The organism is Melioribacteraceae bacterium (assembly GCA_030584085.1).
Classification (GTDB): Bacteria; Bacteroidota; Ignavibacteria; order Ignavibacteriales; family Melioribacteraceae; genus SURF-28.
This window is the reverse complement of the sequence record CP129490.1, coordinates 2,952,502-2,967,996: the sequence shown is the minus strand read 5'-3', so window position 1 is coordinate 2,967,996 and position 15,495 is coordinate 2,952,502. Positions and strand designations below refer to the sequence as shown.

The following is a 15,495-nucleotide window of genomic DNA, read 5'->3' as shown; positions in this document are numbered from 1 at the left end:
AATTTTAAATTTGTACTCTCAATACGAAATATTTTTATCTAAATAACATTATTAATATTCTTGACACACAAATCCTTATTTTGTATAATTGTCTATACAATAGGAGATTATTAGGAAAACTATGATAATTGACAGAAATAGTCCGGTCCCGCAGTACTTTCAGCTCCAACGATGGTTAGTTGAACAAATAGAACAAGGTGTGTTCAAACCGGGTGATAAAATTCCTACCGAAGCAGAATTAGTACAAATGGCTGGATTGGCAAGAGCAACAATTCGTCAAGCTATCCAAAATCTAGTTAACTTGGGCTACTTAACCAGAAAAAGAAAACTTGGAACATTTGTTATGAGCCGAGTTGTAGACAACGGAAATAGAAAGATAATTGGGTTGTTGGTTCCCGATATTCGAGTAGGTTATGCTCCGGAGCTTGCCAGAGGCGCAGAAGATGAGGCGGCAAATAACAAACAAAGTTTAATTCTATGCAATACCGATGATTTATTTATAAAAGCAGAGTATCATGCAGAGAGGTTGATTGAGAATTCTGTAGCAGGAGTAATCTTCGTTCCTACGGCGGCTTCCGATGAAAAAAATAAACAAGTACTAGAGAAATTCACGAGCAGAAATATTCCTGTTGTTTTAGCCGATAGAATAATTCCCGGTGTGAATATTGATCATGTCACTACCGATAATTTTGACGGTGCATATAAAATAACCGAGTACTTAATTAAAAAAGGGCACGAAAAAATTGCCATAACTTTAAGTACATTATTCAGTTCTGAACGAGAACGTTTGGAAGGATACAGAAAAGCTCTTTCAGATTATAATCTTCCAATTGATAAATCAATAATACTCACTCACGATGGCAGGTATTCCGAAAAACCATACATAGAGTTTGCAAAAAAAATATTTAAGCAAAGAAAAAAATTGACCGCAATGTTTGCCGGTCATGATAGAATTGCATATCTACTTAGTTCCGTAGCTGTGGAAATGGGCATGAAAATTCCCGAAGATATTTCCATCGTTGGTTACGATGACCTTCTTCCGCATTGCCAGCATCAGGTTAGTCTTACTACAATGCATCAGCCTATTTATGAAATGGGAGTTGAAAGCATGAAGCTTATAAATCGGAGAATAAATGGATTGACCGGTAAAGGAAAATCTAAAGTTCTCAAATCATATTTGATTGAAAGAGAATCTGTGTTTAACAGAAATAAATAGAAATTATACTTCCACTATAGATTACATTTTTTCGTTTTTAAAAATTGTTGAAAAACTTTGAGGGATAAGTATGCTCTTTTATAACATGTGGGAAGTTTTTTAATAAGATAAAATAGTCTTACAAAGCTAATCTTCGCTTGAAGCAGAAATCTACTAATTGAGGAAAAATAAATGAAGAAAAAAATTAACGTTGGTTTAATCGGTACCGGAAGACTCGGGAATATGTATGCTGAATTTCTTACAACAAGAGTTTCGAAAGCAAACTTAGTTGCCGTAGCAGATATTATTCCGGAAAGAGCAACAAAGTGTGCAAAAAAATTTGATGTTGAAAAAGCCTACTTCAGTCATCAGGAAATTAACGATGACAAAAGCTTGGACGCGGTGATAGTCACTGCAACAACAGGTAATCATAAAGAAATTGTGCTTGATGCAGCCTCAAAAAAAAGAACCGTCTTCTGTGAAAAACCGATGACATTAAGTCTGGAAGATGCTCGTCAAATGAAAGCTGCGATTGATAAAAACGGTGTTTTTTATCAACAAGGATATATGAGAAGATTTGATAAAGGATTTGCGGCTGTTAAAAGAAAAATTGATGAAGGTGTTATAGGAACACCGGTTGTATTTAGAGGTTCTTCAAGAGATCCATATTTACCGGCTCTCGAATATTTATATCCACACAACAGTGGCGGACAAATTTTAGATATGGCTATTCACGATTTTGACATTGCAAGATGGTACATGGGTGAAGTAAATACTGTTTACTCTATCGGAGCGGTTTTAGCCTTCCCAGAAGTTGAACCAACCGGAGATACGGATAATGTTGTAATGGCCATGAGATTTGATAACGGAACACTGGGCGAAATTGATATTAGCAGAAACGGTGTTTATGGATATGATATTCGAGCTGAAGTATTAGGTACAAAGGGAACTATACAAGCTGGCTACTTGCGAGATACCCCAATACTTGTATTGACTAAAGAAGGTGTAACACACGATGTTGTGCCGTATTTCCCTGAACGGTTTTGTGATGCGTATGTCGCACAATTGAATGACTTCCTAAATAACCTAGAGAAAGGAACTTCACCGATGATTACAATAGATGACGGTATTGCCGGTTTACAGGTTGCTGTTGCAGCAACAGATTCCCTTCATAAAGGAACCGTCGTAAATGTAAAAGATTATTAAAATATGTTTTTAATGAATAGAAAGGAGCAGCAATGAAAACAGTTGAATTATATGCCAAATGGGATCCGAAACCGGATTTCGTTTTAGGTCACAAAGATATCGAGGGTAAGTTGACTTACTTAGGAAGTAAAGTTTGGCGTAATCCTCAAATCAGAACCGTTGATAAGAAAATAGGTGAACCCGGACCTACAGAAGTTGTAATTGAAGTTATGGCCTGTGGTATCTGTGGAAGCGACGTTCATATGTATCAAACCGATAAAGATGGCTACATCTATTATCCGGGTTTAACAGCTTTTCCGTCAACTTTAGGACATGAGTTCTCAGGCAAGGTAGTTAAAGCCGGAAAAGATGCAATCAATAAGAGAACAAATAAACCTTATGAAATTGGAGAAGCGGTTTGTTCCGAAGAAATGGTTTGGTGCGGTAACTGTAGACCTTGTGCCGATGGATATCCTAATCACTGTGAACGATTGCAGGAAATTGGATTTTCAATCGACGGCGCATATGCAAAACATATTATTGTTGATGCAAGATATCTATGGAGTATAGAAGGTTTCCGAAAATTATTTGGCGAAGAAAAAATGTATCTGCTCGGAAGTTTGGTTGAACCAACATCGGTTGCATATAATGCAGTAATTGAAAGAGGCGGAGGAATTCGTCCGGGTGAAAATGTTCTGATTCTCGGCGCCGGACCTGTTGGTGCAGCAGCCTGCGCGATTTTAAGAAGAGCAGGCGGAAGTGCTGTCATACTATCGGAACCTTCAGCAGCAAGAAGAAAAATGGCCCTGGAAATGGGAGCCACACATGTGATCGATCCATCAAAAGAAAATGTTGCCGATAAAGTTTTAGAGATCACTGAAGGACATGGTGTGGGTTTGATTTTGGAAGCAACCGGTTTACCAAGTGTTGTCTGGAATGATGTTGAAAGAATTATCTGGGAAGGCAGAGCAGTCAATACAACAGTCGTTGTAGTTGCACGAGCAGATGATAGAATTCCTCTTAACGGAGAAGTACTTCAAGTTCGCCGTGCAGAAGTTATCGGTGCTCAAGGACACTCAGGTCACGGTACTTTTCCAAATGTAATTAGCTGTATTTCTACAGGTATGGATGTTTCACCGATGATTACAAAACAAATTTCTTTGGATGAAGTAGAAGAAAATTTGAAAAAATTACAGACCGATAGAGACGATGTTAAAATAACTATAACAAATTTTGACTAACCAAAAATAAATATAGGAGGCTGTGATGCCTAAATGGATTAAAGCCGATAGAGGAGATATCCTTTTCGAAGATACCAGTGTTGGTAGATTAAAGAAAAAAATATGGGATGCGAGTGATGAAGAAATCGACAAAATACTTGCCGATTATGAAATCCCGAGTCCATCCGAATTGGCTAAGAAAGGAAGTTATATTCAAACAACAATTCGTAAAGACGTTGTTGAAAACAGAAAGAAAAATGATGTTCTATTTATTCCAATCGGTTGTACCGAGCTGCACGGATTACATACTGTAACAGCTCTAGATACGTTAATGGTAACACAAATATTAGAAGGCGTTCGACGATACACAGCGAAAAAAGGCTCACCTTGTAATTTAACGTGGACTCCGCTCAACTTCGGCGGTCATCCCCATCATCACGTTGGAATGCCCGGAACAATACATCTTGAAGATGAAGTTGTAAAGAAAATTTTAATTGATGTAATGGTTGGTTTCTGGAACGACGGATTCAGAAAAATTATTCTGGTAAATAATCACGGTCACTCTTGGCTGCTTGAAGCTGCAATTCAAGAATTGCAGAAAACATGGAATCTACCAGGAATTTTTAGAACACTCGATTGGCACCGTTCTGTAAGAGAATTCTTCCGAACAAAAGATAGAGGCGGAGATTGGGATGATAACTTTGTTCATGCCGACGAAGCTGAAACATCTGTACTTCTGTTATTAGCTAATGAACTTGTTGAAATGAATTACGCCGAAGAAACTGAAGTACCGGCTTATTTACCTGACGGTCACTTTGATAAAGCAGTTGACCCATTTGCAAGACCGTCACGATGGTCTGAAGGACAAGGACATTTCCCTACAGAGCTAGGTTCAATTCCGGAAGGTGTTGTAGGCAGACCAACTATAGGCACAGCGCAAAAAGCTAAAAGAACCATTGCTGCAATTCTATCTTACTTAACATTAGTACACAACGAAATACATGAAGCATTCCCATCAGGTAAGGTTCCGCCAATCGAGAACACAACAATGCGCACAACAAAAGAAATGGAACCTTATATGAAAGAACCGTTTACCGAAGGTTGGCGACCGATTTATTCAATTAATAAAATGGGATTGTAAAATGAAATTAAGTATTGTCCTTTCAACTCAGCCAGCTTCTTTTTCTGCCCTGGCATATAAAGGTAATATTGAAGAGAATATTAAACAAATTAAAAAACTCGGTTACGATGGAGTTGAATTGGCAGTACGCAATCCAAATGAAGTAGATGTCGAATACGTAAAATCAATATTAGAAGAGAACAACCTGCCGGTTCCTGCAGTTGGAACCGGTCAGGCTTTTGGTGAGGAAGGTTTGTCGTTTACTCACGGTGATCCTAGGATAAGACGAAAAGCAATTGAGAGAATTAAAGACCAAATTACTTTTTCTAAAAATTTTGATGCCGTTGTAATAATCGGATTGGTCAGAGGGATTGTCGGTCAAGATGAAGATAGAAATCAAGCATACAAAAATATGCTTACCGCATTTGATGAGTGTGCATCCTTTGATGAAAACGTAAAAATTGTAATAGAACCTATAAACAGGTATGAAACAAATTTACTTAATACAGTTGAACAAACACTCCAGTTTATTGATGAGTTGGGTAAACCTAATGTAGGACTGCTGCTTGATACATTTCATATGAATATTGAAGAGCCGAATATTATTGAAAGTATGAGAGTCGCTAAAGAGAAAATCTTCCATTTTCACGTAGCTGACTCTAACAGATGGCATCCCGGGGCAGGACATATAAACTTTTATGAAATCTATGAAACCCTTCAGCGATTCAATTATGACGGGTTTGTTTCAGCAGAAATTTTACCAATGCCAAATCCAGATGCTGCTGCGGCTAATAACATAAAATATTTGAAAAAAGTGTTCGCATCTTAATCGTTAGTTAAAACTAATTTGATAGCACCCATGCAGAACAATGCGATACTAAAACTAAATGATATAACAAAAGAATTTCCCGGTGTGGTTGCACTCAACAAAGTATCGCTTGAGGTGAAGCCCGGTGAAGTTCATATTCTGCTTGGTGAAAACGGTGCAGGTAAATCAACGCTCGTAAAAATATTAAGCGGCGCCTATTCAAAAGATTCCGGCGAAATATTTTTAAGCAATGAGAAAGTTGAAATTAAAAATCCAAAACACGCACAAGAATTGGGGATTGGTGTTATTTATCAAGAATTAAATCTCATTCCCCATTTAACTGTGGCGGAAAACATATTTCTCGGCAGAGAATTTTCTTATCCAGTGGGCATAATCGATTCAAAAAGAATCATTGAAGAAACAAAAAAACTTCTTAATGAATTAAATGTGAATATCAACCTGAATGCATTAATATCATCGTTGGGTACAGCACAACAGCAAATGGTAGAAATTGCAAAAGCTCTTTCACTCAATTCAAAAATCTTAATAATGGATGAACCCACTTCATCTTTAACAAAGAAAGAAATTGAAACATTATTTATAACAATCAGAAAACTAAAACAAAAAGATGTTGCAATAATTTATATCTCACATCGCTTGGAAGAATTATTTGAAATTGGTGATAGAGTAACAGTATTGCGAGATGGTAGTTTGATCGAAACAAAACTAATTGCAGATACGAATCGTGCTGAATTAATTAAACTAATGGTCAACAGAGATTTAAAGGACCAGTACCCTGAAAGAAAGAAGGAAATCGGAAGTGAACTGCTTAAAGTAATAAATTTATCGACGGAGAATTTATTACAAAACATTTCATTTAGTTTATTTGAGGGAGAGATTGTTGGTATTTACGGCTTATTGGGTTCCGGTCGAACAGAATTAGCACGTACAATTTTTGGTGCTGATCAATTTGAAAGCGGAGAAATATTCATAAATGGTAAACCGACAAAAATAAATTCCCCCGGTAAAGCTATAAAAAAAGGAATCGGATTTTTAACCGAAGACAGAAAAACGCAAGGATTAATTTTAGACCTATCTGTTAAAGAAAATATAAGTATCACATCATTGGATGAACTTACAAGTTTCGGTGTAATCAAGATAAAAGATGAACTACAAGTAACAGACCACTACATATTCGAATTAAAAATAAAAACTACCGGCAGCAATCAAAATGTTAGATGTTTAAGCGGAGGTAATCAACAGAAAGTTGTATTCGCAAAATGGTTAAACACCGAAACTAATATTTTCATTTTTGATGAACCGACGCGCGGAATTGATGTCGGGGCGAAACAAGAAATTTATGAGTTGATGAATAAACTTACTCGTACCGGATGCGGGATTATTATGATTTCATCCGAACTCCCGGAAATTCTAGGAATGAGTGATAGAGTTTTGGTTATGCACAACGGGAAAATAACAGCAGAATTCGATAACATAGATTTATCTCAAGAGGTAATTCTAAATTCAGCTATCGGAGAAGTTTATGCAAATTAAAAGTCTATGGATTCATAATGCACGACAATTCGGAACCTTCATCGGGTTGGTTGTGATCATATTAATCTTTTCATTTTGGACGCCATATTTTCTTACAGTATCTAATTTATTAAATGTTGCTCAGCAAACGACAATTAATGCAGTTATAGCGGTTGGGATGACTTATGTAATTATTACCGCAGGAATTGATCTTTCGGTCGGTTCAATTATGGCATTCTCAGGTGTTGTGCTTGCAAGTCTGCTGCATGCAGATCAACCTTTAGTTATTGCAATATTGGGAGGATTATTTGTCGGCGCAGCTTGTGGATTTATAAATGGTGTGTTGATAAGTTACGGTAAACTTCCGCCTTTTATTTCTACCCTCGGTTTAATGAGTGTTGCTCGCGGTGCCGCATTACTTTACACAGACGGTCGTCCGATCTCAGGCTTCGATGAAAATTTTAGATTCATTGCAACTGGTGAAATTCTTCACATACCTTTCCCGATAATAGTAATAATTATTATTTATTTGATCGGACATTTTGTTTTAACACGAACAAAGTTAGGACGATATACATACGCAACCGGAGGAAATGAGCAAGCGGCAATTCTTTCAGGGGTAAACGTAAAATTGATAAAAATTGTTGTTTACAGTTTGTGCGGATTATTAAGCGGAGCAGCCGCTGTGCTCTTAACAGCCAGATTGAATTCTGCTCAACCGATTGCCGGAATAATGTATGAACTTGATGCAATTGCCGCAGTAGTAATCGGAGGCACAAGCTTAATGGGCGGCGAAGGAAAATTGACTGGTACACTAATCGGTGCATTGATTATGGGAGTTCTTCGCAACGGATTGAATTTACTCGATGTCTCTTCATTCATTCAGCAAATTGTAATTGGGTCGGTAATTATCTGTGCAGTATTGATAGATATGGCATTAAAGAAAAAGAAAGTTTAACAAGCGGAGGATGTTTTGAGAAATATTATCCAAATAATAAGCGTTTGCCTGATTGTATGTTTAATGAGTTTCTCAGGTTGTAAAGAATCCGAAGTTATTGATGAAAGCAGACCAACCATTGCAATTGTTTTAAAAACATTGAACAATCCCTTCTTTATTGATATTCAACTCGGCGGAGAAGAAGCTGCAAAAAAACATAATGTAAATTTACTTGTTCAAGCGGCCGAAAGAGAAATAGATGTTGAAAAACAAATGCAGATAATCGAAAACTTAATCCAGAGAAAAGTTGATGTAATTTGTCTTGCCGCAGCCGGATCAAAAGAAATTATTCCGGCAATAGTTAAAGCAAATGAAGCTGGTATTTTTGTTATTGCAATTGATACAAGAGTAGATGAAGAATTCTTAAAACAATCCGGCGGGAAAATTTCTGCGTTTATAGGTTCGGATAACTTTGAAGGCGGAAGAATAGCCGGTGAGTTTATTGCCGAACAATTAAACGGCGGCGGTAGTATAGCAATTCTTGAAGGTGTTCCGGGACACGAAACAGGCGATGCACGTTTAACCGGATTTTATTCAGCAATTAAAAAGTACAAAGATATAAATGTACTTGCTTCTCAAACTGCAAATTTTGAACGTGACCAAGGTTTCAATGTTTTTCAAAACATTCTTCAAGCTAATCCTAATATCGAAGCTGTTTTTGCCTGCAACGATATGATGGCTCTTGGCGCAATTGAAGCAATTTCAGCAGCAAGGAAAACTGGCGAAATTATAGTTATTGGATTTGATGCAATTCAAGACAGCCGTAAAGCAATCTTAGCGGGAACAATGGCAGGTTCAATTGCTCAATACCCAAAAGAAATGGGAAGAGCCGCTATTGAATATGCAGTTAAAGCAATAAACGGCGAGCCGATTCCAAAAGAAATCCCAACTAAAATTGAGTTGATAACTAAAGAAAAATTGGAAAGTAATTAATCCATGCAAAGTACTCTTACTAAAAATAAAATTTCTAATATTGGTTCAAAAAATATATCCGAATGGCATGCTGCGTTAGAGAATAAACTCGGCAATAAAATTTCTTGGGATGTTGTTACTCTTCAGATGTACAGCACTGCTGCATGCATTTATGAAGTAACTCCTTTGGCTGTCGTTATTCCGCACAATATTGATGATATAATTACTACAGTAAATATCTGTTCGGAATACAGTATTCCCTTACTACCACGCGGTGCCGGATCAAGTCTTTCCGGCAACTCTGTCGGCGAAGCTGTTATACTGGATCTAACTCAACACTTCAAAAAAATTATTGATATGGATGACAATCTCGCAAAGGTTGATGTGGGAGTAATTCTAAATCATCTTAAAGATGAAGAGAAAAAAAGAGGATTAAAATTTGCTCCCGATCCAAGCAGCGGTAATGTTTGTGTTATAGGTGGAATGCTCGGCAACAACAGCGGCGGTCCTCATACTCTAAAACACGGGAATATGTACAAGCATGTTGAGGAAGTAAACGTTGTCTTATCAAACGGGAAAATTTTTAATGCAAAAAACATTTCGCTTAATGAAATAAAAAATCTCGATTATTTTCACAAGCCGTATTATATAAAAGTAAAAGAATTACTTGAGCAGTACTCCGAAAAAATAAGAGAGGAAAGACCTTATACATCAAAGAATGCTTCCGGTTATCAAGTGTGGGATATTCTAACCGATACACATCTGAATATGGCATCACTTATGGTTGGCAGCGAAGGTACTTTGGGGGTATTTACTGATTCTGTTTTGAAACTTATTCCGCTAGTTTCTCATCGCGGTATAATTTCGCTTTACTTTACCGACATTTCAAAAATGGGTGTAGCTGTAAAACACTTACGCAACTTGAATGCTTCTGCAATTGAATTCGTTGATCAATCATTTATAAATCTTGCACTGACATACCGACCGGAATTAAAAAAATTCTTACCGGATCATGTTAAGTACTTGCTATATGTTGAATATGAAAGTGAAGATGAAAATGAAATAACTAATTTCTTCCGTGATGCGGAAAGAATAATTTGTAAAGAAGAGAACCTCGCCGAGTTAGGTTCGTACTCAACTGATGAAAAAGAAATTGATACAATAATGCGTGTTAGAAAAGCCGCAACCGTAATACTTAACAAGATACAAGGAAAAGATAAACCGGCACCTTTTGTTGAAGATGCGGCAATTCATCCCGAAGTGTTTCCTCATTTTTTAAAAGATTTATCTGCTTTACTTGATAACTATACTTTTAATTATGTTGTATTCGGTCATGCCGGTGATGGTAATTTGCACTTAAGACCATTGATAAGTTTTAAAGATGACAAACTTTTTGCCGAAGCGGATGACTTGATGACAAAATTTGTCGACCTTGTTGCAAAATATAAAGGATCACTTTCTGCTGAACATGGTGATGGTAGACTGCGAACATCTTTCCTACCAAAAACTTTTCCGAAACTGATTCCGTTGTTCAAAGAAATAAAAAATCTCTTCGATCCTTATGGAATAATGAATCCCGAAATTATGGTTCAAACCAAGCCGCAAAAGTGGAATGAAAATTTAAGATACAATCCAAGTTACAATTATGTTGATACCGGTTCAAGACTTGATAATGAAAACTGGCAGCTCGAAATAGAAAAATGTCATGGCTGCGGAACATGCCGAGAATATTGTCCGGTTTTTGTTGCAACCGGAGAAGAAGAAGCGACCGCACGGGCAAAAGCAAATCTTTTACGCGGAATTGTTTCCGGTAAAATTTCTTCGGATACTTTTGATACGGATCATTTTTACGAAATTATGAATTACTGTTTGAACTGCGGGCAATGTTTGACCGACTGTCCGACAAACGTCAATGTTCCCGGAATGGCCGTTCTTGCTAAAGAAAAACTGCACGAAAAACGTCCATTTAAAATGAATGAGATACTACTACAAAACGGAAAGTTAGTAAGCTCGTTAGCTTCAAAACTTCCAACTGTAAGTAATGCTACTCTTAAATTTCCGGTGATTCGCAAAGTAATGGAAGCAACGGTTGGCATACATAATGAAAGAAAATTTCCACTGTTTGTGAATCATAAAATTACCATGAACAACATGAGAAGTGATGATTCAAAAACTGTTGTGCTTTGGACTGGGTGTGCAGCACAATTTAATGATCCTTATGGAGAAATTGAAAGCAGTAAACAAATTTTAGAAAAGTTGGGATATAAAATTGTACTGCCGGAGTGGAAATGCTGCAATGTTGCCAAAATTTCGTACGGTAATTTGGATGCCGCGCTTCCGGATATTGAATTTAATATGAAAGTATTAAAACCGTATGTCGAAAAGAAAATTCCAATAATATTTACAAGCGCATCTTGTGGTTATGCATTTATGCATGAGTACTTGAATTTCTTTCCGGATAGGGAAGATATAAAGGAAACAGCAGCAGTTTGCATTGATATACATGATTTCCTTGCACAAATATTAAGCAAACCGGAATGGAAAAATTCTTTTAAGAAAAATCCGATAAAAATTGCTTATCACGATCCGTGTCATTTAAAATCTCAGAAAAATAAATATGGTCCTAAAGATTTGCTAAAGTTAATTCCGGGATTAGAGTTACTGAATATAAAAGATAGCTGCTGCGGTATTGCTGGAACATTCGGAATGAAGAAAGAAAATTTTGATCTATCTATGCAAATAGGTTCAAAACTTTTTAACGAGATAAAGAGAGTTAAAGCTGATTATGCTGTTTCGGGATGCGGAACATGTCAGATCCAAATTAATCAAGGTACAGGATTAAAAGTACTGCACCCGATGAGATTGGTAAATGAAGCTTTTATTCCGAATAAAGATTAATGAAAAATATTTAAATAGACGGTGAAGAATCTAAAAAAAATGAATGTTTTTTTTAAAGAAATTAAATAGATAAATATCCTTTTGGGAAAATAAGTATCTAATAATTAATTAACAGTAGAGTGGGCAGTGGAAAAAGCTTGATATTGTGGGAGTTACTTCTTATTATAGTATCGTCTAGACAAATAGACGAATATACAAATATACTATACTCAATATCTTTTTTACTGCTCTAATTTCAAACAACGGAGAAGAAATGAAAACGATGAAATCCTTAACCTACAAAGATGTTGGGAAAATTGTTTACGAAGAAAGACCACTTCCTAAAATAGTTGAACCAACCGATGTAATATTAAAAGTTGCTGCCGTAGGTATTTGTGGTACTGATGTGAAAATTATGGAAGGCAAACATGTTGTTGGTGAAGACATTGCCCTTGGTCATGAATTTGGCGGTGTAGTAACAGAGATAGGTAGTAGTGTCTCCACTTTAAAAATTGGTGATCGAATTGCCATCGATAATAGTCTTAGATGCGGTTTATGTGAATATTGCAGAACCGGTAACAGTCCGCAATGTCATTGGTTGAAAGATAAATCCATAGGCATATTTCAAAATGGCGGTTATGCGGAATATTGTGTTGTTCCCGAAAGTGCTTGTTATAAAATTCCCGATGAAATGGATGATATAACTGCAACACAAGTAGAAACTTTAGCAACAGTTCTTAATGGAATGCAAGCGGTTCAGATGCAATGCTGGGATACTGTTGTAGTTTTAGGTTTTGGACCAATAGGATATCTTTTCTCTGCTTTATCTAAAAATGTTGCTGCCTACACTATGTGCACGGAAATTGATCCCTTCAGAATAGAAGTAGCAAAAAAATTAGGTGTACCTGTTTTCAATCCTGATGAAGTTGATATCGAAAAAGAAGTGATGAAATTTACAAATGGTAAAGGTGCGGATATTGTTATTGATGCAGTTGGCAGCCAATTGGAAAATGCTATTAAATACGTTACTCCGGGAGGAAAAATTCTAGCGTTTGGCATGGATAGCAGTATAAAAGCAACGGTAGTTCCGAATACAATTACACGTAAGGCGATTAAGTTGATAGGTACTTACATCGGACAAAACACAATGTTGTATGCAATCCGAATTTTAATGTCTGGCAAAATTAATATGAAACCATTCTTTACTGAAGTGATACCTCTAAAAGATGGCTTAAAAGCATTCAGTAAACTTGGGTTAGATCTAAATACTCAGCAACATATACCAAAACAAGCTATGAAAATTGTAATGAAACCGTAATAGGTATAAAATCAAAGTGAGAGTTTCATAATAATACTTGGTATGAATGAAAACAATACTTGACTTTTTTGCAACCGGCAAAGCAGCTCCTCAATTAACAAATGAGGGAGAAATAAACTCTCTCTACAAAAAGTACAGATGGCGGGTAATGATGGCAATTACTGTCGGTTATGGATTAGCATATCCGCTGAGACTTGCCTTATCCGCAATGAAAAAGGATTTAATAGATGGTAATGTTTTTTCCGCAGTAGAACTTGGAGCAGTCGGTTCTGCACTTCTTTATTCTTATGCTTTCGGAAAATTCTTCAACGGCATTCTCGCCGATCATGCAAACGTAAAAAGATTTTTTACTCTTGGCGTAATACTTTCCGCAACAATTAATATTATCATAAGCGGTACTACCACTTTATGGATTTGGGTTGTTCTCTGGGGGTTAAACGGGTATTTCCAAGGATTCGGCGCTCCAACCGGTGCGGTAACACTTTCCAATTGGTTCAGCAATAAAGAAAGAGGAAGATTTTATGGAATCTGGAGTACGGGACACGCTATCGGTGAAGGGTTGACTTTCATCGTATCAGCAACTCTTGTGTCTTTCTTCGGTTGGCAAGCTGGATTTTGGGGACCAGGTTTATTCGGAATACTCGTGGCTATGGGTATTTATTATTTGTTACAAGATAGACCGGAAACACTAGGGCTTCCAACAATTGCAAAATGGAAAAATGATTTTCCCTCAAAAGAAAGCACTGAAGAAGAGGAATCCACTTCAACAAGAAAAGATCAATTAAAGATATTTAAGAATCCTGCAATTTGGGTGCTCGGTTTGTCTAGTGCTCTAATGTATGTTACCCGTTATGCAATTAATAGCTGGGGATTTTTATATCTGCAAGAAGATAAAGGTTACACTTTGGTTGAAGCAGGTAGTTTGCTTGGATTAAATACATTTGCCGGTTTGGCCGGATGCGTTGCTTATGGATTTATTTCGGATAAACTATTCAACGCTAAACGTCCTCCCGTTACTTTAATTTTTGGGATAATAGAAGTAATTGCATTGGGTATAATATTCTTTATCCCCGATGGAAGCCATACTGTAATAACAATCGCATTTATTGTATATGGATTTACATTGAGTGGATTGCTTGCGGCACTGGGAGGTTTATTTGCTATTGATATTGCTCCACGAAGAGCAGCAGGTGCAGTGATGGGGTTCATAGGAATTTTCAGTTACATAGGTGCTGGTATTCAAGACCAAGTAAGCGGAGTTTTAATTGAAAACGGAACAACAATAATTGACGGTGTTCGTCATTATGATTTCAGCGGAGCCATTACGTTTTGGCTTGGTGGCTCAGTATTATCTATGCTGCTTGCAGCAACTCTTTGGAAAGCTAAAGTGAGAAATTAATCGGAGAACAAATGACTGAGAACAAATTTTATGATATACTAATATTCGGGAATTACACCAAGGATACAATCGTTTCGAAAAGGGGAACTCGTTATGTTGACGGCGGTGGATTCAATTACGGTGCTCACGCAGCCGTTAATTCTGGAAAAAGTGTTGCGGCAGTAACTCGTTTAGCAGAAGAAGATCGACATGTTGTAGAAACCCTAAATTCCATTGGAGTGGATGTATACCCTACGTTCACTCCATCCTCTACTCATATGAGATTAGAATATCCAACCGACAATCCGGATGAAAGAATCCTTACTTGCACCACAACCGCAGGAACATATACCCTGGATCAGTTTAATGGATTGACAGCGAAAGCAATTTTAATAAACGGTTCGGTGAGAGAAGAGGCCCCGTTAGAGCTAGTAAGAGAATTAAGAAAAAGAGATTCACTTTTAGTTGCTGATTCGCAAGGATTCATTAGAATTATTCATCCCGATCATACACTTATTCATGCGGATTGGCCTGAACAAAAAGAAGTACTTGCTTTAATAGATATTTTAAAAGCTGACATAGTTGAAGCAGAATCTTTGACCGGAGAAAAGAATATTCACAAAGCAGCGAAACTACTGCGTGAGATGGGCCCAAAAGAGATAGTAATTACTCATCGTGATGGAATTGTTGTTTACGCCGATGGGATTTTTTATGAACAAACGTTTACCCCAAAAGAATTGATTGGAAGAAGCGGAAGAGGAGATACTTGCATAGCTTCTTATGTTGCATCTCGATTAACAAACGAACCTGCCAAAGCAATTGTATGGTCTGCAGCAGTTACAAGTTTGAAACTGGAAGCAGAAGGACCTTTCAATTTAGGTTTAGAGAAAATCAAACAAAAAATTGCAGAAAATTATAGTTAAGAGAATATATAAATAATTAATTAGGAGAT

Annotated in this window: 12 protein-coding genes; all 12 read left to right on the top strand. The window is 36.8% G+C overall.

All coding sequences use genetic code 11. The annotated features are described in order from the left end of the window. The first annotated feature begins 121 nt into the window (after nt 1-121). The 12 genes from QY331_13490 to QY331_13435 all read left to right on the top strand — a co-directional run bounded on the left by QY331_13490 (nt 122) and on the right by QY331_13435 (nt 15,466). Nucleotides 122-1,216, top strand: a complete 1,095-nt coding sequence (locus tag QY331_13490; protein ID WKZ68968.1) for a GntR family transcriptional regulator — start codon at nt 122-124, stop codon at nt 1,214-1,216. 171 nt (nt 1,217-1,387) lie between these two features. Next, nucleotides 1,388-2,401 carry a Gfo/Idh/MocA family oxidoreductase gene (locus QY331_13485; GenBank protein WKZ68967.1) on the top strand — a complete coding sequence of 338 codons (1,014 nt, stop codon included), beginning with the start codon at nt 1,388-1,390 and terminating at the stop codon, nt 2,399-2,401. A gap of 32 nt (nt 2,402-2,433) precedes the next feature. Beyond that, a complete protein-coding gene (iolM, locus tag QY331_13480; GenBank protein WKZ68966.1) occupies nt 2,434-3,621 on the top strand; it encodes a scyllo-inosose 3-dehydrogenase in 1,188 nt (395 codons plus the stop codon). A 25-nt stretch (nt 3,622-3,646) separates the two neighbouring features. Then, on the top strand, nt 3,647-4,741 hold the full coding sequence (iolN, locus tag QY331_13475) for a 3-dehydro-scyllo-inosose hydrolase (protein WKZ68965.1): 1,095 nt from the start codon (nt 3,647-3,649) through the stop codon (nt 4,739-4,741). A 1-nt stretch (nt 4,742) separates the two neighbouring features. Continuing rightward, the gene (iolO, locus tag QY331_13470) at nt 4,743-5,549 is read left to right on the top strand and encodes a 5-keto-L-gluconate epimerase (GenBank protein ID WKZ68964.1); all 807 of its coding nucleotides are present in this window, start codon (nt 4,743-4,745) and stop codon (nt 5,547-5,549) included. Nucleotides 5,550-5,579: 30 nt separating this feature from the next. Further along, a complete protein-coding gene (locus QY331_13465; GenBank protein ID WKZ68963.1) occupies nt 5,580-7,082 on the top strand; it encodes a sugar ABC transporter ATP-binding protein in 1,503 nt (500 codons plus the stop codon). Continuing rightward, a complete protein-coding gene (rbsC, locus tag QY331_13460) occupies nt 7,072-8,019 on the top strand; it encodes a ribose ABC transporter permease (GenBank protein WKZ68962.1) in 948 nt (315 codons plus the stop codon). Before QY331_13465 ends, rbsC begins: the two co-directional genes overlap by 11 nt. A gap of 15 nt (nt 8,020-8,034) precedes the next feature. Further along, a complete protein-coding gene (locus tag QY331_13455) occupies nt 8,035-8,991 on the top strand; it encodes a sugar ABC transporter substrate-binding protein (protein WKZ68961.1) in 957 nt (318 codons plus the stop codon). 3 nt (nt 8,992-8,994) lie between these two features. After that, a complete protein-coding gene (locus QY331_13450) occupies nt 8,995-11,868 on the top strand; it encodes an anaerobic glycerol-3-phosphate dehydrogenase subunit C (GenBank protein ID WKZ68960.1) in 2,874 nt (957 codons plus the stop codon). Between the two features lie 253 nt (nt 11,869-12,121). Beyond that, the gene (locus tag QY331_13445) at nt 12,122-13,165 is read left to right on the top strand and encodes an alcohol dehydrogenase catalytic domain-containing protein (GenBank protein WKZ68959.1); all 1,044 of its coding nucleotides are present in this window, start codon (nt 12,122-12,124) and stop codon (nt 13,163-13,165) included. 46 nt (nt 13,166-13,211) lie between these two features. Then, nucleotides 13,212-14,564, top strand: coding sequence for an MFS transporter (locus QY331_13440; protein WKZ68958.1), 1,353 nt, complete (start codon nt 13,212-13,214; stop codon nt 14,562-14,564). A gap of 11 nt (nt 14,565-14,575) precedes the next feature. Then, nucleotides 14,576-15,466, top strand: a complete 891-nt coding sequence (locus QY331_13435) for a PfkB family carbohydrate kinase (GenBank protein ID WKZ68957.1) — start codon at nt 14,576-14,578, stop codon at nt 15,464-15,466. The last annotated feature ends 29 nt before the right edge of the window (nt 15,467-15,495 follow it).